The following is a 25,347-nucleotide window of genomic DNA, read 5'->3' on the forward strand; positions in this document are numbered from 1 at the left end:
CCGAAACCGGCTCAGCAAGGACTAGGCCACATTACGGCACCACCATGCAAAAACCACCCGGGCATCAGTTTCATCTGGAACAGAAAAAGCCTCCGGTTTCCGAAGGCCTTTTGGAAAATTTATATCTGTGCTTAAAAGAACCGCACTATTTGCAGACTGCTTGATAGTGCTTTAACAGCGCTCTTTCGAAGTCACCGCGCTCGTCTTCACTCACAATGAAAGTTCCAAGCGCTGCGTTAGTCCCGAGTACTGTCGGAGCATAGAACTGTTGTGACGTAGGATCGAAAATTACCGACTGATCGCGAACAGGTTGATTAGAGTCATACACCGTAAATCGAATGACACCCGAAGCATCTTTCGTGAACGACTTCGCCATCACCACGTGTTGGGTTGTTTGATCGACGCGCAAGTTGATCAACGTTAAACGTTTACCGCTAAGGTTTCTCATCAACTGATTTGCGGTTTCCACGTTCGTGCCTTGATCGCGCGCACCAGAGCCCGCCCCCATGCCGATGTTACCAAAACGGAAAAAACGGAAAGATTGGTTATACTCTACTTCACCTTTAAATCGGCGCACTTTTCCTGTTTCGCCTGAGATACCGTTGGCCATATCTGTCCAAAGATTTTGTCCACCTTTGAAGTATCCTTGCCCCAAAGAGTTTTCCGACAATTTGAACACTTCATAATTGCGCAAAGGGAACTCTCTCACTTTTTCTGGATGATCGTAATCTAGTGACGGTTCGCTTCGACGAATCATGTTTAACACTTTTCTTGTCTGCTCTTCCGAATGATCCACCGATGACTCGTTATAACGAGCAAGGTACGAGAACATGCGCTGAGTGCTGCTTAAAGCCCAGCAGTTCGCGATAGGAAACCCGCCACTATTAAATGCCCAGTTCTCTGTCGGGATGTTGCGTACTTCGTCGAAAGCATCGTCGCGAATCGCCGCATAAATCGCAGCTGTAGAGATATTATTGCAACTAAGATTACGAACTAAAGAGTCCGTGATGATTTTATCTGAGATTTTCGTTTTGGAGTCGCCGCCAAATCCCCAACCGTAAGCTTTTTCAGCCGTTAGGAATAGAGATGAAGCCACACTTAATGTGAAGACGGTAAAAATAAAAATTGCTCTCATGGTTACGTTCCTCGATGGGAAGACCAGAGAGCAATTCACAAACCACCATCAGATCGTGGTTATTTAGTCTACACCTGTCTAAGCCCTAGACAGGTGACATTCTTAGAAGTTCAAACCCACACCGACTGTTCCGTAGAAGGTGTTCAACTCTGCTTTCTGATTTTGCGCCGTATCCGTGAAGGCATAACGTTTATAACCAAAGCCTGCTTCACCGTACAATGATTCAGTCCACAAAACTTTACCGTGGAAGTTCAATGACATTGATGAATTCAACGTCACGTTGCTGTCCATCGACTGAGTATAATAGATGAATTCCATATCAACCCATTTTGGATAGCGCATGAATTCAAGAACGTTGAACAGATCATCGATACTCTTCGGCATTGAACGTGCCCAGAAGACACCGCCGCCCAACATTGGCGCTTTCAACTCATCAAATTTTACGCTTTGATAAGAACCCAAAAGACCCACAGATTCGTCACGATTCCAAAGACCTGGAGTAAAACGATATTTCAAATCGACCGTCAATACACTCAAAGGAGCGGTACGACCTGTTGCTTTATCAACCGTCAATTGATTGAAAGATTGGAAGTATTTTGCAGCGATACCCCAACGTTGGCGAGACGCCCAATAATTTGTCCAACCGAAAAGGTCTTCAAACCACTGATTGTATGCAAGCTCGCCCAAGAAGATCAAAGTGCCTGATGCACTGACCGCCGAAAGACGCGCTGACAATTCACGAGGATAACCTTTGTAGATTTCGAAATACGATTTATAAGTCTTACCTTCGAAGTTTACATTCAAGTACGAGCGATTGATTTGACCACGCTCTGTCGCTTTAAATTTCCAATAAAAGTGACCAGGATCTTTTTCGTCTTGTTCGACTGAATTCTGTGTCGATGTCACTTCTGAAGTCGGTTGTTTACGACCTTCAAGTTTAATACCGTCAATATACGTGCCCGTTGGCGTGCGTTTGCTTAAGTAAACGCGCGATTGGCTGCGTGGAATTTCAGAAAGCTCTAAACGTTGTCTGAAGACACCGCCACCTTGACCTGGCAAATAAACGACTGGATTACTTGTTGGCACTGCCGCCGCCCAGAATTTACGTGGATCACCAATCGTCGCTTCAAAGCCGATCATTTTCGTCAGGTTCGAGTATTGATCTGGATTTAGGATGATCGATTTTCCGACAGGGCGAGTGTCATAACCTACAACACGCAAAATTTTTGGATTTTTTGTGTCCGCGATATCCATCAATTGCAACTTGTTCGGCATCACGACGAATTCATAGCTTTCGCCAGTTGCAAGTTCCGCATAAAAACCTGTTGGCACATCCGTCGCAACTTGAACTGTTTTCTTTGTTGGAGCGTCTTCGTTATTTACAAGGACACGTGGATTGTTTTTCTCGCCACGCGTTTTACCCATCGCAAGACCTTGCGGAGTTTTCTTCACAGCATAACGTTGCGAGCACAGTTTTGTTTGATTGCGACCCTCTTCAGAGCTTAAGCAGAAACGGAATGATTCGTTGATATTTGCAAACGCACCTGCTTCATTCACGTTCAAAACCGCATATTGAGTGGCAAAGATTCCGCCACGCAAATTTGAAGCTTGAGTACCTGCGCCAAGAAGAGTCTTCTTCCACCCGTCTAATTTCTGATTCCACTCTGTGATATCCGCAGCAGAGATTTTTGTTCTCCACAACACGGCTCCGGTGCGCGAAATCATTTCAAGTGTTCCAGAAGAGATCAATCTGTCGGGCCACGCCATAACAAGAGCTAATTGATCAGCTTGGTTCGCTGCCACGACTTGATTGATTTGTGAATGCGTTTTTCCCAATGGCAACAAGCCAAAGTAAAAATTCTTTTCATTCAACGAAACATTTCCGACGCGCAGATTTTTACCAGCGTCGCTTAAATCATAATCAAGCTCTAATGGCGGCAAGATCAAACCGTTGTCGATCTGATCGAAATACATCGCCTTGTTAAATTCTTTTGTCGCCGCAGTTTTCAATAATGAACGCTGAGGAGCTGGAATGTCTTCAGCCTCTTGAGCTGGAACATTTACAGAGGGTGCAGAGCTTTGCGTTGAAGCGGCTTCTTGAGCCCGTACCGAAGAACCCAGAACTAATAAAAGGGGCAATACCAGATGCTGCGCAATATTCACGATGTTTACCTCGTCAGTTGCCATAATTTTAGTGAATGCGAGGTTTCGTAACAAGCTAAATTGTTGGACTGTCTGGGATTTTCGGATTATAGGTGAGGGGCACTTACAAGGAGTCCTATGTCTTCCGCTCGCACCGTTTACCACATGAGACTTAAAGAAATCATCGACCACACCCCGACAGTCCGGGAACTTGTGCTTGAAACGGAAAATCCAGCCGAATTTAGCTATAAAGCTGGGCAATTTGTGATGTTGAACGTCCCCCAGGGCGAAGCAAAACCGATTTTGCGTGCTTACTCGATCGCATCTGATGACCGCAATAAAAAAGGTTTCCGTCTTCTTTTCAAATTCGTTGAAAACGGCATCGCCTCGACTTTTGTTTGGGCTTTGAAAGGTGGCGAGCTTTTAAATTTCACAGGACCTTTCGGCAAAGTGTTCTTCCAAGAACCTCCGACAGAGCAAATCGTCTTCTTGAATACGGGCACAGGTCTTTCACAACACATCTGCTATTTGCTTTCTAAAAAAGAACAATATCCAAATCTTCGTTACCGTATGCTGTTTGGCGTGCGCAGCGAAAAAGATATGTACTACCAACCTGAACTTGAAGCGCTGGCAAAAGAACTTCCTGATTTCAAATACGAATTTGTATTGAGCCGCCCTAGCGAAGATTGGAAAGGCAAAAAAGGCTACATCCAAAACTTCATTTCTGAATTCGATTATAAAAACATCCCGACGACGTTCTATATGTGCGGTAACGGCGGCATGATCAAAGAAGTGAAACATCAATTGATCGAAGTGGACGGTATCGAGAAAACTCGTATCTGGGCAGAGGCGTTTGACTAAGAATCGCGCCGCTCTTGAATTGATCTTTGCCGGAGTCCTGTGGGGCTTCGGCTTCGTCGCTACGGTGTGGGCATTAGAAGCCTTCACTCCGACAGAAACTTTGATCTATCGTTTCCTTGTCGCCAGTGTGATTGGCGAAGTGATTTACCTGATCGTACGCGGTCCCGCTTTAAGATCAGCCAAAGAAGATTTCTTACGTGCCTTCCCTGCTGGTGCTTTGCTTGGCAGCATGTTGCTTCTGCAGGCGATTGGCTTGAAATACACATCAGCGACAAAGAGTGGTTTCATCACAAGTCTTTATGTGATTTTGGTTCCGCTTGCGAACACTTTGATTTTTAAAACCCCAAGTCACTGGCGCAATTACTTATTGGCGGCACTCGCCTTGGTGGGAACATTTATTCTGATGAATGCGACGCTGGTCGGAATTAACGTTGGCGATTTGTGGACTGTGGCATGTTCGATTCTTGCGACGTTTCACATCATCTATATCGGTCGCATTTCTGCAAAAGTGGGCAATGCCTTTCGCTTTAATAACTTTCAATCTCTATGGAGTTTGTTTTTCTTAATTCCACTTTTATTCATGCAAGACACGATTGCATGGAAAGTCACAAATCCCCATGCATGGATGGGTGTCTTAGCTTTGGGCTTGGGTTCAAGTGTGATTGCTTTTTATTTACAGGTGCGCACGCAAAGAATTTTATCGGATACGACAGCAAGTATGCTGTTTCTGTTGGAATCCCCGTTTGCGGCGATATTTGGATTTTTACTTTTGAATGAGCGCCTGACAGTGTTTCAAACATCAGGCGCCGTGATCATTATGATCGCTTCTATCCTTCAGATTCTGTGGGACCCTTCTTCAAAGACCACAGAAACGCAACCAAAACAATAACTGCTCCGATAAGGCCCGTAACCCACTCTGGAAAATGCAAGAACGGATCCGTCAGCATGATCGCTGCCAATGTTCCGATCGCATAAAAAGCGCCATGCTCAAGGTACGCAAATTTCGTTAAAGCTTCTTTTTCGACGAACATAATCGTCAAGCTTCGAACGAAGAAGGCTCCAATACTTAGACCTACCATGATGATGAAGAGATTGTGAGTGATTGCAAATGCACCAACAACGCCGTCAAAGCTGAAAGAGGCATCCAGAACTTCCAAGTAAATGAACATCGCCGCACTGGCTTTGTGCATATCCTTCATCGTATCTTCTGTTGCTTCCATGAAAGCGCCAATACCATCCACAGCGACAAAGGTAATCAAACCCGCAAGTCCAGACACCAAGAACGAGAAGTTCTCTTTTTCTGGAAGAAAGTGCGAAATCGTCACAAGCACGACCACACAAACGGCCATTTCAACGGCTTCCACTTTTCCTAAAATCGCAGCAGGCTTTTCAATCCAAGTAATCCAGTGCTCTACCTTTTCAGAGTCATAAAAATAACTCAAAGCCACCATCAACAGGAAAGTTCCACCAAATGCCGCTACTTCTAAGTGCGCAGAGATCATCAGCTTCGCATATTCGTCTGGCTTAAATGCCGCAAGTTTTAAAGCGCTGAACGGATCGATCTTTGCCACAACAGCAACGATCAATAGTGGAAATACCAAACGCATTCCGAAAACCGCGATCACCATCCCCCATGTCAGGAAACGTTTACGCCATACTTCTGTCATATTCTTTAATACAGAGGCATTCACGATCGCGTTATCGAATGATAAAGAAATCTCAAGCACCGCTAAAACCGCGGCGATAAACAATGCTTCGAGCGCCTTCGCCGTCGTTCCACCGTAGTAATGACCAATAAAGTACGAAGCAATTAAACCAAAAATTGAAAAGACAATGGAGCCTCTGAAATATTTCATAATTCATGATGTGCTCGATTCCCCGAGGCTTGTCAAATTTGAAGTCAATCTTTGCGAACTTCAGTAAAATTCCGAGTGTATTCGAGTCCTAAGCAAAGCTTGAAACTGACACTTTCGCTTACAGCTTGAACACTTTTCTTTAACTTCTGTGAACAATGACAAATAGGCTCGTGAATTTCTGCGTTTCGAAAGTTTTAAATAACGAATGAACTTTCGCCACTGCCAGAGCTTCGACAAATTCATGGAAACATTGGGAACGCCTCAGGGTGAGAATCAAAATACCTTTCAGCTAGTTGCCTCACTTTTCATTCATATTCCCTTACCCATTTTGCTTGGTATCGCTCTTGCCTTATCTGCTGAAAAGGTCAAACCGCGAGTGCTTTGACCTTTTTCATCGGAGGATTCATGAAGATCGTTGTAGGTATTTTGTCGGCGCTATCTATGTCATTGATGGCCTGTGATACGCCCGTCAAGTTCGAGCAAATCGATCTTGGAAGCAAGCTGTCTGATCCTGGTATCACACCCCCGCCTGTTCCCGAAATTTCCTTCGTCAAAACTTCGGGCGCTTGTGCGGCAGACAGCTCTACAAATGTGACTTCGTGTTTGAAGTGCGCGATTCCTCCACTGCCAGAGGTGAAGCCGCCGATGTCGTTGAAGGCGACTCAACTGATGAATATTATGGCGACAGCGTGCCCGATCAATCGTGCTTATTATGGAAATAAATTTGCGGCGACGACAATCGCTGACCATTTAGCAAAACTCAATCGTTGCAGCCCCACCGCTTATCCTGACAGCGCACCTGATGCGGGACAAAACAATGTCGTGCAACGCTTGCTTGGCGGTGACAGTGCCTTGTTGAATAAGATGTTCACCGGATTATGGTATAAACCACCCTATTCAGATTATTTTGAAACTTATTTTGGCTTAGAAGTCGGTCAAGCGATCCAAGTATTCTGCGAACAAAGCGTGCCGAACATTTCAGGCATCTTGGTGCCTTCTTCGACAGCGCCAAATCCTTATGGTCCACGTTGGGAATCTGGCGATCCAATGCCCGACATGTACGTGAAGGCGAACGATTACCGCGATGGCTTAGCATATTGTATTCAAGAAAGTAAGCGCAACCCATGGCAACCTTCAGGAGCGCCACCTGTCGCAAAAAAATGTTCTTATCAAACGATGTCAGGCCCCGCAGGTTCCGAGGTCAACGCTCAAGTTTCCGCCTGGTTAGCGGCAGGATTTAAAGTCGGAGCGGATTTGAAAAACCAAGGTTTGTGTTCAGCTGTCTCGTCCTTGGCAGAAATTCAATCCTACCAAGGAGAGATCACAGTCGGCGCTTATATCTGTCAGTAAACTATTTCAAAACAGTCTTCAGGAATTTTCCTGTTTCACTGTCTTTCACTTTAGCGACCTGCTCTGGTGTACCGGTTGCGACAATACGTCCGCCACCTTTACCGCCATCAGGTCCTAAATCAATCACGTGGTCTGAAGCTTTGATCACTTCTAGATTGTGCTCGATAACTAAAAGAGTGTTGCCTTGATCGGCAAGCTCTTGAATCAGTTCGACCAGTTTGCGAACGTCATCGAAGTGCAAACCAGTTGTCGGTTCATCCAGGATGTACAATGTTTTTCCTGTACCACGTTTTGAAAGCTCTTTTGAAAGCTTCACACGTTGCGCTTCACCACCCGACAATGTGGTCGAGCTTTGTCCCAACGTCATGTAATCCAAACCCACTCGGTGCAAAGTTTCAAGCTTGCGATGGATGTGCGAATGATTGCGGAAGAACTCAAGTGCTTCGCCCACATTCATATCCAATACGTCAGAAATAGATTTGCCTTTGTATTTGATATTTAAAGTTTCGCGATTGTAGCGCTTGCCCAAACATGTGTCGCAAGTCACGAAGACGTCACTTAAGAAGTGCATCTCCATGCGGATTTGCCCGTGCCCCATACATGTCTCGCAACGACCACCTTTGACGTTGAAACTAAAACGACCCGGTTCATAACCGCGCAGTTTCGAGTCCGGAAGATTGGCGAACAAATCACGAATCATCGGGAACAATCCCACATACGTCGCTGGAGTCGAACGTGGCGTACGACCAATCGGTCTTTGATTGATATCGATCACCTTATCAATTTTATCCAAGCCTTCGATTTTTTTGTAAGCCGACGGAATAGCTTGTGCATCATAGAAGTGCTTCGCCAAAATTTTGTAAAGCGTATCGATGATCAACGTACTCTTACCAGAACCAGAAACACCCGTCACGGTCGTGAAAGTACCCAGAGGCAATTCCATGTCGACATTTTGCAAATTGTTTCCTGTTGCACCAAGCAGGCGCAATTTATCGCCATTGCCTTTGCGACGCGCTTTCGGAATTGGAATACTGATTTCGCCTTTAAGATATTTTCCCGTCAAAGAGTTAGGATTATTTTCTAACTCTTGCGGCGTCCCCTGCGCCATCTTTTCGCCGCCCAAGCGACCTGCACGAGGTCCCAAGTCGACAACAAAGTCGGCGTAACGAATGGTATCTTCGTCATGCTCTACCAACAAAATGGTATTCCCGCGATCTTTAAGTTCACCAATGATATCTAGCAAACGATGATGGTCACGCGGATGCAAACCAATACTTGGTTCGTCCATCACATACAGAACCCCAATCAATGAAGATCCGACTTGTGTTGCCAAACGAATACGTTGTGCTTCACCACCTGATAACGTACGCGAAGTACGACTCAGAGACAGATAGGAAGTTCCCACGCGAATCAAATAATCCAGACGTGAAACGATTTGCTTCACGATTTTTTCCGCGATCAATTGATCTTTCGGTTTCCACTTTAATTTAGAAATCCAATCACGCAATTCAACGGCACTTAAATCAGAAAGTTCCGCGATCGTGTGTTCCGCCAATTTAATATTCAACGCTTCAGGTTTTAAACGCGTGCCATGGCAATCAGGGCAATCGTTCAAAATCATTTCTTCTGATTCTTCATCGTCGTCATCAGAAGCTTTTTTACCTTTGTATTTGTAAACGACCTTATCAAGTTTTTTGCCGCCCACCTCACCGTCAGAAAACTGTTCTTCTTCGACAAGATCGATGGTGCCTAAGCCGTTACATGTCGGGCACGCTCCACGGGGATTGTTGAAACTGAAAAGACGCGGTTCAATTTCGGGGAAGCTATAACCACATTCTGGACACGCCGAATGCAAAGAATAATTCGTGCGTTCGCCATCCAATGTTTCAATGATCACACGACCGTTCGCCATAGAAAGTGCGGTATTGATACTTTCCGACAAACGCAGCTTCATAGAGTCTTTAAGAATCAATTGATCGACAACCAAGTCGATATCATGGGTTTTGGTTTTTGCAAGCTTCGTCGCTTTATCAAGATCAATCATCTTGCCGTCGACTTTCGCTTTCACGAAACCTTTTTTAGCCCAACGTTGGAATTCAGCTAGGAACTCCCCTTTTTTACCGGAAGCCATGGGCGCTAAGACATAAAATTTGGCACCCGCAGATTTTTTCATGATGTCTTCAATAATCTGCTGCGGCGTTTGACTTGCGACAGGAATGTGATGAATCGGACATTCCGGCACGCCGAGTTTTGCATAAAGCAGACGCAGATAATCGTAGATCTCTGTGACGGTCCCTACTGTCGAACGCGGATTCGTGCTGACAGATTTTTGGTCGATCGCAATAGCCGGTGATAAACCTGTGATGGAATCTACTTCTGGTTTCTTTAATTGCTCAAGAAAGTTACGTGCGTAAGCAGAAAGACTTTCAACATAACGACGTTGTCCTTCGGCATAAACCGTATCAAACGCCAGCGAAGATTTACCGCTACCGCTAAGACCCGTGAACACTGTGATCTTATTTCGAGGAATCACAACGCTGACGTCTTTGAGGTTGTGTTCTTTTGCACCTTTAACGACGATGCCGTCTTCAATTTCAGAGTGTGCCATAATCTCATCATTCTAAGCTGACGGGACAAGCTCCACAAGCTTCACCCCACCTTTTTGCATTTCACCGCAACGCAAGATGAGCATCGCTCCATTCTACTGTCAAAAAACGGAGCCTATTTAAAAAATCCAGATGAAAGGCGCGAGGAGGAAGGCATACTTCTCGTACGTCGACGACGAACAACGCAGTCAGCTGGACCTTTTAAAGAGGCTCCCTAGAGGCCGAAGCCGCAGGTCGATTTTAGGAAAGCATCGAAGTCGGAGTCTGAGAAATATTTGAAGTGCGCCGAAGAATGTTCGGAGCGATCAGGCCACAGTTTTTTAGCTGGCACGGTGCACGTTTTGCCTTGCTTGGTGATAACAGCATTGGCCGCTTTAAGGCGGGGCTCGTCGCCACGTGTATCTACGCGCACCATCACGCCATTGCCATGATAAGAAACTTTGGCGGGCTGCAAAGACTTTCCACCACTGGTCATAGCGCCGTCTTCACTTAAAACGCCGCCAATAACTTTTTTGCTATTTTTATCAAAGGTCACGGTTTCGCCCGTTGGCAACGTCACGATTTGTTTGTCGCCCTCGATACGCACATTGGGAATCGTCTTCCGTGGAAAGACCATCATGTATGTTTCTTGTGTTTGGCTGATCGTACCGTTAGGCATGTCGCTGATCGCAAAACCTAAATCCTGACGAGCATTGCCTTCGTGATAAAACGCCCATTCACGGCTGCGATTGGCATCCCCTGCCGACACGATATTGTTGGGACCACGATTGCGGAATTTAAAATTGCCCGGCTGAGAGTCGCCTTCATATGTGCAGTAATCGATGGCGCCTTGGCCCGATCCACAACGGGTCGGACGAATGCCAAATGGATTTTGCGTGCGCGTCGGCGGAATAATGCGCCCCGAATCCTGCGACGATTTCGCAGTGAATGTCGGCGGATTGGTGTCCTCATTAATTCCGACATCGCGCGAATGAACTTTCGCTAATTCACACTCTGGACAAGGGCCACCCGGCTTACCATGATTCGCCAAAGTCTTATTAGCGTCTTGAACTTTGCGCACTAACTCTTCAGCATCATCTTTCGGTAATTTATCAGAGGCTTTTTTTGTGATGACGGGTTTCTTTTCCTCAACCTTTTTCGGCTCAGGCTTTTTTTCTTCTTTTGGTTTTTCAGAAGCGGGATCGCGCACTGCCGGAGTTTCGCGAATAGTTTTTGTCTCTTTCGCGTTGGCTACGTCTTTAGTTTCTTGATCTTTTTGGGCGGCTTGTTCGTTTTCATAAACCTTCATGTCAGGATCAGAGGTGCGATAATAAACCCACGCCTCTTCGCCTTTGCGCGGACCTGAAGTGATCGCGACTTTTAAGCCGTAATTGCCAGAAGAAAACTGTTTTGTTTCTTGGATTTTTCCGCGCGTGCCCGGCGGCAAAACGAACTTCACGTTGTTCGTGCTTTTTAGAAAATTCGCGGAGGATCTGCCGTTCAAATATCCTTCCAGCTCAACGATGCCATCTTTGGCAAAGCCTAAGCTAAAAAGGACAATGAATATCGTTAGATACTTAAAGAGCCGCATAGATTTCTCTATCGGCTCTTTTATGAGGAATCATTAGTTACAATGATAGAAACTGAGACGTTAAGTCTGCTCTACAAGCCCTTGGCCTGGCAGTCAGGGCATACGCCGTAAAGCTCAAGAATATGATGAGTCAGGCGGTAACCAAATTGGTTTGCGACCTTCTCTTGCAAGCTTTCGATGGCGCGGTTTTCAAACTCACAGATCTTACCACAACGAACACATGTTAAGTGGTCATGGTGACCTTTTGGAGTCAGCTCATAACGAGCCGGCAACCCACCCATACGCACTTCTGTCACGAATTGACCTTCAGTGAGCGTGCGAAGAAAACGGTACACCGTCGCAAAACCAATATCTGGATGATCTTTGTTTAATTTCTCATACAGCTCTTGCGCCGTAACGTGACGACGACCCTCATGGAGAGTTTTAAGAATGGCCATACGCTGACTAGTGACTTTGAGGTTCAGGGCGCGAATGATTTTTTTAAGTTCACCCTCATCAAAAGAATCATGATGAATCACGATATCATCATCATGTTGACGTGGTAGAACTGGAACTGAATCTCGACCCATAGGCACCTCGGTCACTTTTATAGGTGAAAACGGGTCTCATTGTCACGCGTTCTAATAACGATTATCAATTAGATTTCAAAAACTGCGTAATTTTAAGCCCTTAGAGATGTGAGAAACAGCGTTGTGAGGGTGTAAACTCTCCACATGGCTGAATTCAGCCACATAATCGAGGATCTCTTTCTTTTGATCCAAGAGCTCTTTCACTCGGCGAGCGGCGTCTTCACAGAACATCAAGTTTTGCCCGTTGCGAAGGGCGAACTCCTGCTCATCTTCACGCTTCACGGCTCCTTGCACGGCTGTTTGCAAAGCTTCTTCAACGTAGTCAATCAACGCGCCGTAATTGAAATCAGGACCGACTTCGGCTTTTACGCGAGCGAAACTACGTTGCGCATGCGGAGTCGCCACGATTCCTTGAGTTGTTCCCAACCACGAATGGATCACGTCGAAATCGACGCTTTCTTGCGAGAACTGTTGTTTGAAATTGTCTTGAATCAACTGACGCGACAACGCCGCTGAAGCCGGGCATGTGCTTGAGTATGTGACAACCACTTCAACGTAGTATTTTTTCGTGCCGTTTTCGTTGAATGATGAAAGCACCACTGGATACGAGCGCCATGCTTGATTCGCACTCTTCAAAGCTTTACGCACAAGTGGTGCTTCGAAGTTCACTTGCACCAATGCTTGTGTGGAAAGTTCTTCGTGGGTTTTCAAAAACTCATCTGTCGCTTGGCCCAAAAGGCCCAACGTCATTTCATTTTTTGTCAAAACATCTTGAGTGATCAAATACAAACGCGACATGTGAATGCCACGAGAAGGCTTTTTATCCAAGCTGACTTTCGCATCCACACGCGCAGGAATACGGTACGTGCCATCTGCTTGTTTCAACATGATTGGCAACTCGATCGAGCCCATACCAACCCAGTCGATGGGTGCGAATTTTTCTGTGTGAGTTTCTTTAGCTACGTCAGGAAGATTTTTGTTCGTCATGATGGGGCCCTTCTACCGCATTTTCAGAGACATTACACCCCTTTTGAAATATAAACAGCTACATGAGAAAACAACTGATCCTTGCTAGCACTTCGAAATATCGCCAAGAGTTATTGCACCGCCTGAATGTGCCTTTTACAGCCATGGCCCCTTTATTTGATGAAGAAAAGCACAAAGACCCGTCACTTGCGCCCCGCGCGTTGGCAGAAAAGCTCGCATTCCTGAAAGCTCAAAGCCTGAAAGGCGAAGGTAAAGTAGTCATTGGCGGCGATCAGCTGGTGTCCTTTGAGGGTCGTATTATCGGCAAATCTCATACGACGGAACGCGCCGTAGAACAGCTGATGGCGATGCAGGGCAAGATTCATGAGCTTGTGACCGCGATCTGCGTGTTTGATGGCGATCAGGCTATTCCCTACACTGACATCACTCGTATGCATATGAAGAAAATGACCATTGAGCAGGCCCAGCGCTATGTGGAGCTGGATCAAGCCACGGACTGTGCGGGCAGTTATAAAATTGAAAAGCACGGCATTAGCCTGTTTGATAAGATCGAAAGCGAAGATTTTACGGCCATCCAAGGTTTACCCTTGATTGCTCTACGAAAAATATTAGAGAATCATCTTCCCTAATTTTTTGAATAAGGACTTTCATGACAGACCTACAAAAGAAACTTTTTGATGCCGCTTGTATCGCTCAAAAAAGAGCCCACGCTCCCTATTCTGGCGCCTTGATTGGTGCAGCTGTTTTGACAGGCGACGGTCAAATTTTTTCGGGCTGCAATGTCGAAAATGCTTCTTACGGCGGAACTGTGTGCGCAGAACGTGTCGCCATTTGGAAATCTGTCAGCGAAGGCGCTAAAAAAGAAATCAAAGAAGTGATGGTTGTTAGCGACGCTGATAAACCCTGGCCACCGTGCGGTTTCTGCCGCCAAGTGATCGCGGAATTTGGCTCGGAAGACACTGTGATATACACAGCCAATCTGGCCGGCAAAATGAAAACTTTCAAATTTGGAGATATTTTCCCAGAGGCGTTTACGCCGAGTCATTTAGATTAATCTACGTTTCTCAAGTTAAAAGTGAAAAAGCCGGTTTCTGCCGGCTTTTCTTTTTTCGACGCCTTGAAAATAAAAAAGCCAGAATCGCTTCCAGCTTCTTTTCGTAGCTTCTTAAACTTTCAGTGCAAGCTTTATAGATAACTTTCAAAATATTGATTGAAGTCACCTTGGCGATTTTGCAATTGGTTTTTCAACGCACGTACTTTCATCGCGTACTCAACAAAACCTTTTTTCTTTTCTTTACCAAGGATCGTTTCCATTTGAGTTAGCAAAGATAACGCTTCGACTCTGCGATCTTCAATGACTGAACGCACAGGCTGCACTTGCGCCGGTTCAACAGAAAATTGCACGCGCAATCCAAAGTGATCTGACAATGGCTTGCGAGGAGTTCCGCGCAAATTAATTTCGCCATCATAAGCGCGTAAGTGAGTGGTCGCACGACCGACATTCGAGAAAAAGATGTAATCAAGAATGTGATCGCTTAATAACCAACCCAACGGATTTCCTGCGCAGTATGTACACAGACCTTTTGGATATGTGCCTCCCACGGTCTCAAGCAACGAATCGTGCACACCGAGCAGTGACATAATCACAGATCTTTCCAATGAATGTTCATCACCATTGAAATCGCCAGATAATAAAAGTTTTAAGTCTGTATTTTGCAAGCGCCACTGCAACAAATCCACGATCTGTGTCAAACGCACAGCTTGGCTTGTTGGGTGAAGATGTGTGTTCATGAAATAGAAATCTTCATCGATTCCATACATTGAAGCTTGGACAACGTGGAAAGCTTTTTTGACGTTAAACATTTCGCGACCGCGATCCAAAATATTGCCGTCGCTATTAATATTGAAATCATGGGTTTCAGTTTTCTTCATATCGGCCATCATCAACGACATGACACCGATTTTTTCCTGACGATTTGGTGAACTGATTGTGTAAAGACTCTTTAAACCATTTTCAACTTGATTGATTTGCGAATCGTTCCAAACTTCCTGCAAGTGAATGATATCGCAACGAGGTTTTCCTGTCAGTTCCGCCACCATGAAATCCGTACGCTCTTCTTTGCGAGAAGCATAGATGGGCCCATAGGCGTTAAAGTTTTGCATACAAAAGTGCGGCGGATTGGGATCAGCCTGCCAATACATCTCCGCCAACGCGGAAACGCTTGTCAGTAGCAAACTTGTGGTTACAAAGAACTTCTTCATTGAAAGCATAGAAGCATCCTTTTCAATTCTCGTGCAAAGACGAAACGGGCTCTAGTTCATCCAATTGAAAAGGAGCTGTCAATGTCTTAGACAGGGACGCGCTAGGACGCGCCCTTCAACTTTTGGAGGTTGAAGGGCGCTTGATGCGAATTAGTTCGTCGAGGGATCAAGAACTGGCGCACTGCCAGGATTGCGCAGGTTGATATCGTAGAAATTTCCTTCCACATCAAAAACTCTTAAAACATAGTTGCGGTCTGTGATACCAGCTGCACCCGAGCGGAACCAGCTGACGCGATAACTGCGGTCTGCGGCGCGGGCGTTACAATTACCCCACTCACCCCTCCAGCAGTATTGCTCGGTTGTACGCGATAACGAGATGTAACTATTTAAAGCGATCGTGTTACTTGCCAAACGATCTACATCATCGGCTGACAAAGAGCGAATCAACTGACCATTTTCATAAAGCTCGGCAGAGTTAATGAAGCTTGCATAACGAAAGCTCACACTTGGGTAATAAGTTGTACTGATCACATAACGCTCAGGGCCCGCATTGTAATAAGCAGACGAAGCTCCGCTCCAGCCATTGAACGTCGCAAATGATAAGTTCATAGCCGACAAAATATTGGCAAAACGTGGCGGCACAGGACGAGGACAGCCGCTCAAGCGCGTCGCCTTTTGACAAGTCGTGATCGCATCTTCAATAGAATCTTGAACTTTCACCAGACGATCAGACTCTGCTTCAATAGCCGCAACCGCTTCGTTGGAAAGTTTAAAATAGCCATTATCAAGACTTCCTAGAATTTCATCCAAAGCCCCTAGGCGAATGCTCACTTTTTCCAAATTCACTTTATGGGCCGCGATGCTTTGCTGAAGATTTGGAATCAGACGAGCGCGATCCTCCTGAATGTCGGCAGTCAAAGTATTCAAAACACTTTGATCGTTGAACGAATACACCGGAGCATTTTCATAATCAATTTTTGTCAAAGTGTCTGCCATCGCTCTTCGCAGCGCCAGAAGATTGCCCGGATCACTGGAAAGAATCGCCATCGGACCTTCGACTTTATCACGCGCAAAGTTTTGATAAACTGACACTTTGTAAGTCATTCCCGAATCGATTTTCTTGATATCAGAAAGAAAACTTCCACTATGTTCCGCGCCTAATTTTCCGATACTTGCTTGCGCACTCAGCTGCGCACGGATTTGTTCGGCCTGCTGTGAACTTGAACTTGTAAATTCAAATAGCACGGCCACTTCCGCTTTTTTAGTAATACCGGTCACCAGATTTCTTCCACACTGGGTCGCAAAGTATTCAGAGTCTTTGCGTTCCACCGCCTGCGCCAAGATGCGCTGCCCTTTTTCCGTCAGCAGGATCTCGCCCGAGGTTTCCATATTATAAGTTCTTGAACCGACCAGCGCCCAGCGCACCGTGCGCGCTTTTTCAAGCTCCGTTTTTCGGCGTGAAAACGAAGCATCTATTTTGGCGCCAATGCCCATGATACGGGCTTTCGCTTTTGCTGCGGCTTCCATGGCGATAAGGGAATCGACCTCTTTCAAAGCTTCAGTATAGTCTTCAGTAAAATTATCCTGACCCGATGGCACAAAGGCTTTTGCATTATGTGTGAAACATCCATAGATCATTTTGTTTTCTGATGGATACAGAGGGTCCCAAGGTGCCCCCAAAGCAAGCTGAAGATCTGGAGTATAAGTTTGTAAAGCCGCTTTTGCGGTCGTGGCCATCAAGGTACTTGAGACAACTAACAGTCCCGTCATTAACTTTTTCATTTTAATCTCCTGGCAGAGTTCTATCGACGACATTGTCGATGCGACAGAATCTAAGCCCTGCGGAAATTTTAAAATAGATTAAGTTAATTAAAGATTAGCTGTTTTTTTAAGTTTTGCTTAAGCTTTTTCCAGATCAAAAAAGTCTAACGAAAACCCGTAAATCCGCTGTTCTTCTGAATCTTTAGTTATCGTCACCATCTCTTCCATGCAGTGATTTATGACCTTCTTCAAGCGGGCCACGTCTTTGGCTGCCAAGGTGAAGATCGCGGAATAGTGAGCCTCTTCAGCATTGTCAGAATCCAAGGCACCAAACGCCAAAGCGCGGGTATTTAAATGGTATTGCTTTACAAAGGGCGATCCCCGCTCGAGATAGTTTTCGGTCGCACCTGGCACATAGTGCGAACCTTGCTGCTTCACCAGTTGTGCTTCAAGCAAGAACTCCAGACATTTATTCAAACGTTTATCAGAGATTCGAAATGCCTTTTTCAATGCTTCCTTCGTGCGCAGGTGAGGAATGGTTACTGCCATGTGAATCAGGTTGTATTCAAACGAAGAGTAGTAAATGCTTTGTTCTTTTTCACTTAAGCTGTTTTTAATTTCTTTGCGCTTTAAATAACTCAATTGCTCTTCTTTAAAGGCTGCAATTTGCTTCTGAAAAAACTTACCCAAGCTCGCTGTTCCTGCGCGATCCTTTTGCAAAAGTAGTAAAAAGAAATGGCTTTCTTTTTCTGAATGACTGAAGAAGTGATTGGCTTTATCTCCCTGCTCAAGACTCAGGTGCGCAGTCCCATTAAGAACTTGCGAAATATACGCCGACTGACAATCCAGCGCGGCGGCCAAAGCGGATTTTGAACCCCTCTCCTGGTCACAGCGTTGTTGCAGATAGCTCTTATAGTCGTCGAAATCGAACAGATTTTTAATTTTTGCCATACTTAAGATTATCTTTAAGTAATACTAAAATAAAGTGCAATTTACTGACTTGTCCAAGCCTTTGACAATAAACCCCTCACGAGTGCCATTATAAACGTTTTAAAGTGGGAACACTGCTTGCTCTAATTGTTCCTTAAGGAGCCTTGCCATGATGAAACAAATTCTGTCTTTGCTGTTTCTAAGCTTGATGATGATCTCTGCGACAGCGTTTGCTGGATTTGCTGACTTGGGCAGACCAGAACTTCCCTCTCGCGACAGACTTCCCGTTCGCATCGGCAATGAGCCCGTCATCGGGGCTTTACCGAAAAAGCCCCTGTTTCCTTCCAACGGCTTGGGCGGAGTCACCGTTGTTGGTGGCGTCATGTACACTGACGATTGTATGAAGTTCGTTAATGAACACGTGGCAAGTACCTATGAGCATGATGATCAATTGAAGTTTCAACTTGCAGAAGCCGTCGTCAATATCGTGACGATTGAGCAGCTTTTAAAACGTCGTAGCGAGTGGCGCCCGTTAACTCCCTCTGAATCATCTGTAAAAGAAATCATCGCTGAAGGCACAGCACAGATGAAAACGGATACCCGCGACTATCTGACAGCAAAATGTGATCGCCGCCAGAATTTAGCGATCATCCAAATCATTCGCTCAGCCCACGTGATGTACTTCAAAGAAGCGATCGCCGTTTTGAAAGAAACCACGAACTTGCTTTAATTATAACTTTAAAGAGTCAGCTCGAAATCTTCACCAAGATAATGAAGAGTCACCGAAGCAAGAGAACTGCCGTCGGAAAGAAACATTCCCCGATGGGCTTGCAACTGCTCGCGCAATTGAGATGGATTTTTAGGCGCAAGATTTTTTAGAATTTTGAAACCTTCGTGTTGGAAATCGATTTCTGAATGGGCCGCGCGCAACCAAGAAAATTCAATTTTTAGAAGGTCGAAGTCTTCAGGTTGAAGGGCGAATGCCTCCAAGTAATGTTGGTACTTGATGGTCATCGTATCTTCCGCTTGCTCATTACTCCAAGCAAACGACCACGAACGCTCTTCGCGAAACTCGACACTGACGAGTTCTGCTTTTTCTGTGGCTGCCCGTTCTTGCAAAAAATCACGGGCAAATGCCATCACCTCATCAAGTGACGATTCAAAAATGGATTCCTGCATCTCATAACGAAGTTCAGAAAGCCATTTATCAACTTCCACAAGATTGACGGTCATGCCTGACAGCGGATTGATCTCTTTTGAAAAGCCAGCGGATAGATAAAACAAAAAACCCCGTCTTTCAGACGAGGTTTTCTGCATCAGGATTCGTACTGGAACTTCGCGTACGAACTGCAACATCTTACTGCAATGCCTGTGTATTCATAGTGATGTGAGATTTCGCACGGAATTGGTTGATCCATGCTTCAAACATGCCGTCAGCGCGACGCTTTTGCATCATTTCGACTAGCATTGGCTCAGCCGCTTTGCCTTCTTCAATTTTAGTTTCTTTCAATTTCAAAACGTATTTTACGTTGCCATCACGAACAACACGTTTCAACAACGGTTGTGTTTTAGAAAGCTCAAACACAGCGTCAGTTGCAACAGCACTAGTAATTTTTGGGAAATTTTCAGTACCCAACTCAACCAAACCAGTTTCTTCCCAAGAAGCTTTGATTTCTTTAAGCTGTGCGTTTACGGCTGCTTCGTCACCTTTTGCCAAAGCTTGATCGATCGCATTAATAGCAGCTTCAGCTTTTTCTTTAGAAAGAGCTTTTGATACGGCTTCTTGATCGATCTTAACGAAAGCGATGTTGATTTTTGTGCCGCGCAGTTCTTGCAGCTTCTTCATTTCAATCGCAGATGGTTGACCTACAAGTTCAAACAAGTGACGGATGCGAACGTTCGCAATGTCTTTACGAACTTTGTTTTCGAAATCACCCGCTGAAGAGTGCGTCGCTTCCAAATAACGAGTGTAGAATTCACGTTGGAATTGACCGTTTTGTTGGAAGAAAGGGATGTCTTTAACGATGAAATCACGAACTTCTGCGTCAGTCGCCAAAATGCCTTCAGATTGTGCAGCTTGAGAAACCAATTCGTTACGCACCAAGTTTTCCAAGGCTTGCTGACGAAGTAGTTGACGCTGAGAGCTAAAGTCCATTTGCGAGCCGAACAGGTTTTGATAGTACTGTTGCACACGGTTTTCTTCCTGTTGGAAGTCCGCGATAGAGATCAAAGAGTTGTTCACGCGAGCGACAGAACCAACACCCGCGCCAAGACGACCTGGCAAACCGAAAAATACGAAAACAAGAATGATAGCACCGAAGAGAACGATCGCTGTCGCGTTCTTCGCTGAGAGTTTTCTCTTCATTTTATCTGCCATAGTGTCGCTCATAAATAGTTCCTTCCTTGAACTCCCCGCCTCGCGCGGAAAGTTGCGATGTCAATTAGCCAGAACATTAGCCAACTATTTTTATATTTTTTCAAGTGGAAATTGTTGAATTCCTTAACTCTTTTGAATAGCGTTGGGATGTAGCTGACAGCTTAGGTAGGTGACATTTGAACTTTTTCAACTTTGATCTCAAGAAACTCGTGCTTATTGGAATCGTGCTGGCTTTGCCACTCCTTTCCATCAATATGCAGCAAAGACCGCAAGAGTCGCACTGGTTGGTAAAACCATTCAGTCTTCTCGGCTCCGCTGTGTCCGAAACATTTTATAGCTTCAGCCACGGTGTCAAAGGCACGACAGCCATGTACGTGGATTTGATCAACATCAAAAAGCAAAGCGAAGAATTGCACAGCGCAAATAACGAACTTCAAGCGCGTTTAGAAAAGATGAATGAGTTGTCTTTGGAAAATGATCGCTTGCGCGAGCTTCTTTCTTTCAAACAACAAACTAAGATGTCTTTAACTTCAGCGCAAGTTATCGGTCGCGATCTGGTTATCGATCACAACACGATCACAATTAATAAAGGAACACAGGATGGCATCAAAGCCGGCCAAGCTGTTGTGACAACAGGTGGTGTACTTGGTTACATCTTTAAACCAGAACCGTTCACGGCTCACGTGATGTTGATTACAGATCGTTATGCGGTTGTTGACGGTATCGTTCAAAGAACTCGTGCTCACGGTATCGTTGAAGGCAAAAGCCAAAACGGTTGCGCCTTGAAATACGTGGAAAGAACAGAAGACGTGAAACAAGGTGACCTGGTTGTCACTGGCGGCCTTGATAACATCTTCCCTAAAGGTTTCCCGGTTGCGATCGTTGAAAGCGTTGAAAGAAAAACCTTCAGCGTTTCTTTGAAAGTCGATTTGCGCCCGGTAGTTGATCCTTATAAAGTTGAAGAAGTGTTCGTTGTGGTTGATGCAGCCAAAGAAGATTTCGGCGATAAGTATGCACTTCCAGGCACAACTGCGGCTGATGCAACAGCAGTTCCCGGCACAGGCGCAACTCCTTCGGCCGCAGCGACACCTGCTGCTTCCCCTGCTGCAACAACGGCGACCGCTCCTGTAGCGCCAGCAGCGCCATCTGCAAAACCGGCGACTCCTAAGCCAACAACGGCGACGACTGCCAAGCCTGAGGAGAAAAGACAGTGAAATTGCGCTGGAACTTCTTGTTAAACTTTTTAATTCTGCTTGCTGCTTTGTTAGCAGTTGCAGGATTCCAGACGACGTTCTGGTTTCAGCTCTTCGGCAATGTGCCTGCACCTTTGTTGTGGTTGAACCTTATCGTCTATGTGACTCTTTATCGTAAACCCTTCCCAGCGATCTTCACGGTTTATGCAATGGGCTTCATTTTGCTCACATTTACTGCGATGCCACTGAAGATGATGTGGATTACTTTGCTGATTCTCTTTACGTTGGTCTATTTGATCAAGAGTCGCGTCTTTTGGTCAGGCTCAGGTTATTATACAATCATGTGCGGATTCTCTGCCGTGGCCTATCACCTGATTTTCTTCTTCACTTCATTGGTGTTAGAGAAAAACCCCGCGAGCTTCGAGATTGTCGATCGCTTGGTACAAATTATTCTAACTCCTTCATTTGCGTTTCCTATGTACTGGATCCTCGCCAAACTCGATAAAGTCACACAAGACGAACTCGTGCATGAGCCCGGAGGATTGGAGCTATGAGTACTTACGTTAGTAATCCGGACGAGGCAAAAGAGTATCAGAATCGATACCGCCTGTTTTACATTGTTATCGCTGCGACTTTCACAATCTTCACGATGCGTTTGTGGTATCTACAAATCATCTCGGGTAATGAGCTTCGCGAGTTCTCTGAAAAAAATCGTATCAAACAAAATAAAATCGCGGCGCCTCGTGGTTTGATGTTGGATCGTGACGGCAAAGTATTGGTAGAAAATCTACCAGGCTTTGAAGCGATCTTGTCCCCGCAATATATCGAAGACTTGAACGAGCTTGCTAAAGACGTCGCTCCGGTTTTGGGTATGGAGCCAGATAAGTTGATTCAAAAAGTTCAAAAGAGCCGCAAACAAAACGGTCCTTTTGCACAAATTCGTTTGAAAGAAAACTTAAGCCGCGAAGAAGTCTTTCGTTTGAAACGCATGCGCTTGGATACTCCGGGACTTGAAATCCGTGAATCTATCGTGCGCTACTACCCGCTTCGTGAAAATGGCGCGCAACTTTTTGGTTACGTGTCTGAGATCTCGAAACGTCAGATCCCTGTTCTGAATGAGCTTTATAAAGGTAACTTGAAGTTTGACCAAGGTGATATCATCGGTAAGTCAGGCTTAGAGGAAACTTTGGAACGCGACATTCGTGGTACTGACGGTATCAGCTTTATTCAAGTCGATGCCCATGGTCGCGAGGCTGTGACGCAAACTCCGAATATCTACGGCGAACAAATCAAAGATCAAATCGCGGTTCACGGTAACAATGCCGTTTTGACGATTGACCGTGATCTTCAAGAACAGGCGTTTGAGTCGTTCTTGAAATCTGGCGTGGATGCTCGTGGTCACATCGGTGCGATCTTTGCGATGAAAACAAACGGCGAAGTTTTGGCGTGGGTTTCCACTCCATCATTCGACCCGAATGAATTCTCGACAGGGATTACTCCACAAACGTGGTCAAAGCTGATCAACGATCCGTTTAAACCTCTTCGTAATAAAGTTATCCAAGATCACAATGCCCCTGGTTCGACTTTCAAACCATTGGTGGCAGTTGCCGCTTTGGGTGAAAAAGTTATTACGCCGACAACAATCGTCAGTGCACCGGGTGTGTTCTTCTTCGGTCGTCGTCCATACCATGACTCTTTGAAACAAGGTCACGGTAACATCACGGTTTACCAAGCAATCGAAGAATCATCGAACGTGTTCTTCTATAAAATGGGTATCGCGTTGGGCGTAGATAAAATGTACGACTACATCCACAACCTAGGTATCGGTCAAAAAACAGGTATCGAGTTGTCGCGTGAAGTTTCCGGTATCATGCCGAACTCTGCGTGGAAAAAAGCCACTGTAGGTGAAGAATGGCAAGCCGGTGAAAACTTAAGTACTGCCATCGGTCAGGGCTTCGTGACGGTGACTCCGATCTCTATGGCGGTTGCTTACAATGCGATCGCGACAGAGGGCAAAGTTGTTAAGCCTTTCGTTGTTCGTAAAATCTTAGACCAAGACGGAAAAGTTTTGCGCGAGAATTTCCCACAAGTTGTGCGCGATCTTCAACAAGCGCAACCAAACGGCGTGAAAATCACTCCGGAAACGTTTAAAGTTGTTAAAGAAGGTATGCGCCTGGTTGCGAACGGTCCTAAGGGTACAGCTCGTTACTGGAAAGTTCCTGGCGTTGAGTTCGCTGGTAAAACAGGTACGGCTCAGGTCATGGGCTTCTCTGCGGATCAGATCTATTCAAGCTGTACGTCTCGTCCAATGCATATGCGACATCATGGTTGGTTCGTATCTTATGCGCCGGCAGACAATCCAGAGATCGTGATCGCGATCTTGGCGGAACATGCCTGCCACGGTAACACGGGCGCGGTTCCAATCGCCCGCGAGATCTATCAAAAGTATTTCGAAAAATATCACCCTGACATCATTGCGAATGCTTTGAAAAACAAAGGTGTTAAGAAAAAAGCAGAAGCAGCTGCTACAAGTGAGGGCGAGTAATGTTTAATTCACTTCATGTTGAAGAAAGAACGCTCTTCAAAAAGTTAGATATCAATTTGATCGTTGTGATCCTGGCATTGAACGTCATTGGTTTGATCAATTTGTACAGTGCGACTCACGGCCCTACTTCTGCGGAAGTTTCTGGTTTGTTCATTTCACAAATCATGTGGTTGTTCGTAGGTTGGACGGTCTTCTTGGTCACGACGTTGTTAGACTATAATATCGTCAATCGTATCGCGATTGTGATCTATGTGCTGAATTTGGGTGCCATCGTTTATACGACTTTCTTTGGTCGTGTCGCTTTGGGTGCGCAACGTTGGATCGACCTTGGTTTCTTCCGTTACCAACCGTCTGAAACGATGAAGCTTGCATTGATCATGATGATGGCAAAGATCCTGGCGAATAAAAATACTCACGGCAACGGCATGGGCTTTAAAGAAATGTTTGGTCCGTTGTTGGTTCTTGGTATTCCATTCGTATTCGTCGTTGAACAACCTGACTTGGGTACAGCGATGATGTTGGCAGCCATCGGTGGCTCGATGTTGTTGTTTGCGAAGGTTAAAAAATGGATCTTAGCAACAGCCGTTGTTGCGGGAATCATCGCCTTGCCTGTGGCTTGGAAGTTTGTACTTCATGACTACCAAAAAAACCGTGTCTTGACGTTCCTATCGCCAACGAACGACCCGCGCGGAACTGGTTACAACTCGATTCAATCTAAAATCGCAGTGGGTTCTGGTCGCTTCTTCGGTAAAGGCTTCATGAAGGGTACGCAATCCCAACTTGAATTCCTTCCCGAGCGTCACACGGACTTTATTTATTCCGTATTGTCTGAAGAACATGGCTTCGTCGGCAGTGTGGCGGTGATGGGTTTATTCTGTTTCTTGTTCTTAACGGGAATCAGAATTGCAACGAACGCGCGCGACAAGTTCGGCGCCTTACTGACCGTCGGAGTTCTGTGTTACGTGTTCTGGCATATGTTCGTGAACATGGGCATGGTTATCGGTTTGCTACCGATCGTGGGTGTTCCCCTGCCGCTACTGTCTTACGGTGGTTCGAGCATGTTAACCACGATGGCCGGTCTTGGTTTAGTCAGCTCTGTCGCTTACCGCAGATACCTGTTCTAAAATTTAAAATCATCAAAAACAAAAAAGGCTTCGAGAAATCGAAGCCTTTTTTGTTTCAAGTTCCCAATCGCAGATGAAT

The 25,347-nt window shown here is 45.5% G+C and carries 22 protein-coding genes; 10 read left to right on the forward strand and 12 right to left on the reverse strand.

The window, feature by feature from the left end; all coding sequences use genetic code 11:
* Positions 1-145: 145 nt before the first annotated feature.
* Together DOE51_RS12080 and DOE51_RS12085 are read right to left on the reverse strand one after the other, a co-directional pair.
* Positions 146-1,135: a hypothetical protein gene (locus tag DOE51_RS12080; protein WP_142696821.1), complete on the reverse strand. Its 990-nt coding sequence runs from the start codon at positions 1,133-1,135 to the stop codon at positions 146-148.
* Between the two features lie 102 nt (positions 1,136-1,237).
* Positions 1,238-3,322 (reverse strand): hypothetical protein, encoded by a 2,085-nt coding sequence (locus DOE51_RS12085; RefSeq protein WP_246845062.1) that lies wholly within the window; start codon positions 3,320-3,322, stop codon positions 1,238-1,240.
* Between the two features lie 93 nt (positions 3,323-3,415).
* Between DOE51_RS12085 and DOE51_RS12090 the strand changes: the two genes are divergently transcribed.
* Both DOE51_RS12090 and DOE51_RS12095 read left to right on the forward strand, forming a co-directional pair.
* Positions 3,416-4,138, forward strand: coding sequence for an FAD-binding oxidoreductase (locus DOE51_RS12090; protein ID WP_142696822.1), 723 nt, complete (start codon positions 3,416-3,418; stop codon positions 4,136-4,138).
* Positions 4,131-5,027 (forward strand): DMT family transporter, encoded by an 897-nt coding sequence (locus tag DOE51_RS12095; RefSeq protein WP_142696823.1) that lies wholly within the window; start codon positions 4,131-4,133, stop codon positions 5,025-5,027. The genes DOE51_RS12090 and DOE51_RS12095 overlap by 8 nt, the downstream gene beginning before the upstream one ends.
* Here DOE51_RS12095 and DOE51_RS12100 read toward each other — a convergent pair.
* A complete protein-coding gene (locus DOE51_RS12100; protein ID WP_142696824.1) occupies positions 4,966-5,994 on the reverse strand; it encodes a DUF475 domain-containing protein in 1,029 nt (342 codons plus the stop codon). The genes DOE51_RS12095 and DOE51_RS12100 overlap by 62 nt on opposite strands.
* 405 nt (positions 5,995-6,399) lie before the next feature.
* On the opposite strand from DOE51_RS12100, the gene DOE51_RS12105 reads away from it, so the two are divergent.
* Positions 6,400-7,344, forward strand: a complete 945-nt coding sequence (locus DOE51_RS12105; RefSeq protein WP_142696825.1) for a hypothetical protein — start codon at positions 6,400-6,402, stop codon at positions 7,342-7,344.
* Between the two features lies 1 nt (position 7,345).
* Here the strand turns inward: DOE51_RS12105 and uvrA are convergent, their stop codons facing one another.
* From uvrA to folE2, 4 genes are all read right to left on the reverse strand, one after another.
* Positions 7,346-9,952 (reverse strand): excinuclease ABC subunit UvrA, encoded by a 2,607-nt coding sequence (gene uvrA / locus DOE51_RS12110; RefSeq protein WP_142696826.1) that lies wholly within the window; start codon positions 9,950-9,952, stop codon positions 7,346-7,348.
* Positions 9,953-10,164: 212 nt separating this feature from the next.
* Positions 10,165-11,520 carry a hypothetical protein gene (locus DOE51_RS12115; protein WP_142696827.1) on the reverse strand — a complete coding sequence of 452 codons (1,356 nt, stop codon included), beginning with the start codon at positions 11,518-11,520 and terminating at the stop codon, positions 10,165-10,167.
* A gap of 71 nt (positions 11,521-11,591) precedes the next feature.
* Positions 11,592-12,089 (reverse strand): Fur family transcriptional regulator, encoded by a 498-nt coding sequence (locus DOE51_RS12120; protein ID WP_142696828.1) that lies wholly within the window; start codon positions 12,087-12,089, stop codon positions 11,592-11,594.
* Between the two features lie 75 nt (positions 12,090-12,164).
* On the reverse strand, positions 12,165-13,076 hold the full coding sequence (gene folE2, locus DOE51_RS12125) for a GTP cyclohydrolase FolE2 (RefSeq protein WP_142696829.1): 912 nt from the start codon (positions 13,074-13,076) through the stop codon (positions 12,165-12,167).
* 62 nt (positions 13,077-13,138) lie between these two features.
* On the opposite strand from folE2, the gene DOE51_RS12130 reads away from it, so the two are divergent.
* Together DOE51_RS12130 and DOE51_RS12135 are read left to right on the forward strand one after the other, a co-directional pair.
* Positions 13,139-13,705, forward strand: coding sequence for a nucleoside triphosphate pyrophosphatase (locus DOE51_RS12130; protein WP_142696830.1), 567 nt, complete (start codon positions 13,139-13,141; stop codon positions 13,703-13,705).
* A 20-nt stretch (positions 13,706-13,725) separates the two neighbouring features.
* Positions 13,726-14,130 carry a cytidine deaminase gene (locus tag DOE51_RS12135; protein ID WP_142696831.1) on the forward strand — a complete coding sequence of 135 codons (405 nt, stop codon included), beginning with the start codon at positions 13,726-13,728 and terminating at the stop codon, positions 14,128-14,130.
* Positions 14,131-14,261: 131 nt separating this feature from the next.
* Here the strand turns inward: DOE51_RS12135 and DOE51_RS12140 are convergent, their stop codons facing one another.
* The 3 genes from DOE51_RS12140 to DOE51_RS12150 all read right to left on the reverse strand — a co-directional run bounded on the left by DOE51_RS12140 (position 14,262) and on the right by DOE51_RS12150 (position 18,050).
* On the reverse strand, positions 14,262-15,347 hold the full coding sequence (locus tag DOE51_RS12140; RefSeq protein WP_246845063.1) for an endonuclease/exonuclease/phosphatase family protein: 1,086 nt from the start codon (positions 15,345-15,347) through the stop codon (positions 14,262-14,264).
* Between the two features lie 141 nt (positions 15,348-15,488).
* Positions 15,489-17,120, reverse strand: a complete 1,632-nt coding sequence (locus DOE51_RS12145) for a hypothetical protein (protein WP_142696832.1) — start codon at positions 17,118-17,120, stop codon at positions 15,489-15,491.
* Positions 17,121-17,237: 117 nt separating this feature from the next.
* Positions 17,238-18,050 (reverse strand): TIGR02147 family protein, encoded by an 813-nt coding sequence (locus DOE51_RS12150; RefSeq protein ID WP_142696833.1) that lies wholly within the window; start codon positions 18,048-18,050, stop codon positions 17,238-17,240.
* Positions 18,051-18,198: 148 nt separating this feature from the next.
* On the opposite strand from DOE51_RS12150, the gene DOE51_RS12155 reads away from it, so the two are divergent.
* The gene (locus tag DOE51_RS12155; RefSeq protein WP_142696834.1) at positions 18,199-18,759 is read left to right on the forward strand and encodes a hypothetical protein; all 561 of its coding nucleotides are present in this window, start codon (positions 18,199-18,201) and stop codon (positions 18,757-18,759) included.
* Positions 18,760-18,767: 8 nt separating this feature from the next.
* Here the strand turns inward: DOE51_RS12155 and DOE51_RS12160 are convergent, their stop codons facing one another.
* The gene (locus DOE51_RS12160) at positions 18,768-19,385 is read right to left on the reverse strand and encodes a hypothetical protein (RefSeq protein WP_142696835.1); all 618 of its coding nucleotides are present in this window, start codon (positions 19,383-19,385) and stop codon (positions 18,768-18,770) included.
* Between the two features lies 1 nt (position 19,386).
* Positions 19,387-20,418: a SurA N-terminal domain-containing protein gene (locus DOE51_RS12165; protein ID WP_246845064.1), complete on the reverse strand. Its 1,032-nt coding sequence runs from the start codon at positions 20,416-20,418 to the stop codon at positions 19,387-19,389.
* Between the two features lie 197 nt (positions 20,419-20,615).
* Between DOE51_RS12165 and mreC the strand changes: the two genes are divergently transcribed.
* Genes mreC through rodA form a run of 4 tightly spaced genes read left to right on the forward strand, consistent with a single transcriptional unit; the run spans position 20,616 to position 25,268 of the window.
* Positions 20,616-21,620, forward strand: a complete 1,005-nt coding sequence (gene mreC, locus DOE51_RS12170; RefSeq protein ID WP_246845065.1) for a rod shape-determining protein MreC — start codon at positions 20,616-20,618, stop codon at positions 21,618-21,620.
* Positions 21,617-22,153 carry a hypothetical protein gene (locus DOE51_RS12175; protein WP_142696837.1) on the forward strand — a complete coding sequence of 179 codons (537 nt, stop codon included), beginning with the start codon at positions 21,617-21,619 and terminating at the stop codon, positions 22,151-22,153. The genes mreC and DOE51_RS12175 overlap by 4 nt, the downstream gene beginning before the upstream one ends.
* Entirely contained in the window at positions 22,150-24,144 is a 1,995-nt protein-coding gene (gene mrdA, locus DOE51_RS12180; RefSeq protein WP_142696838.1) for a penicillin-binding protein 2, read from the forward strand. Before DOE51_RS12175 ends, mrdA begins: the two co-directional genes overlap by 4 nt.
* Positions 24,144-25,268 (forward strand): rod shape-determining protein RodA, encoded by a 1,125-nt coding sequence (rodA, locus tag DOE51_RS12185; protein ID WP_142696839.1) that lies wholly within the window; start codon positions 24,144-24,146, stop codon positions 25,266-25,268. Before mrdA ends, rodA begins: the two co-directional genes overlap by 1 nt.
* Positions 25,269-25,347 lie beyond the last annotated feature (79 nt).

The sequence above is a fragment of the Bdellovibrio sp. NC01 genome (genome assembly GCF_006874625.1).
Classification (GTDB): domain Bacteria; phylum Bdellovibrionota; class Bdellovibrionia; order Bdellovibrionales; family Bdellovibrionaceae; genus Bdellovibrio.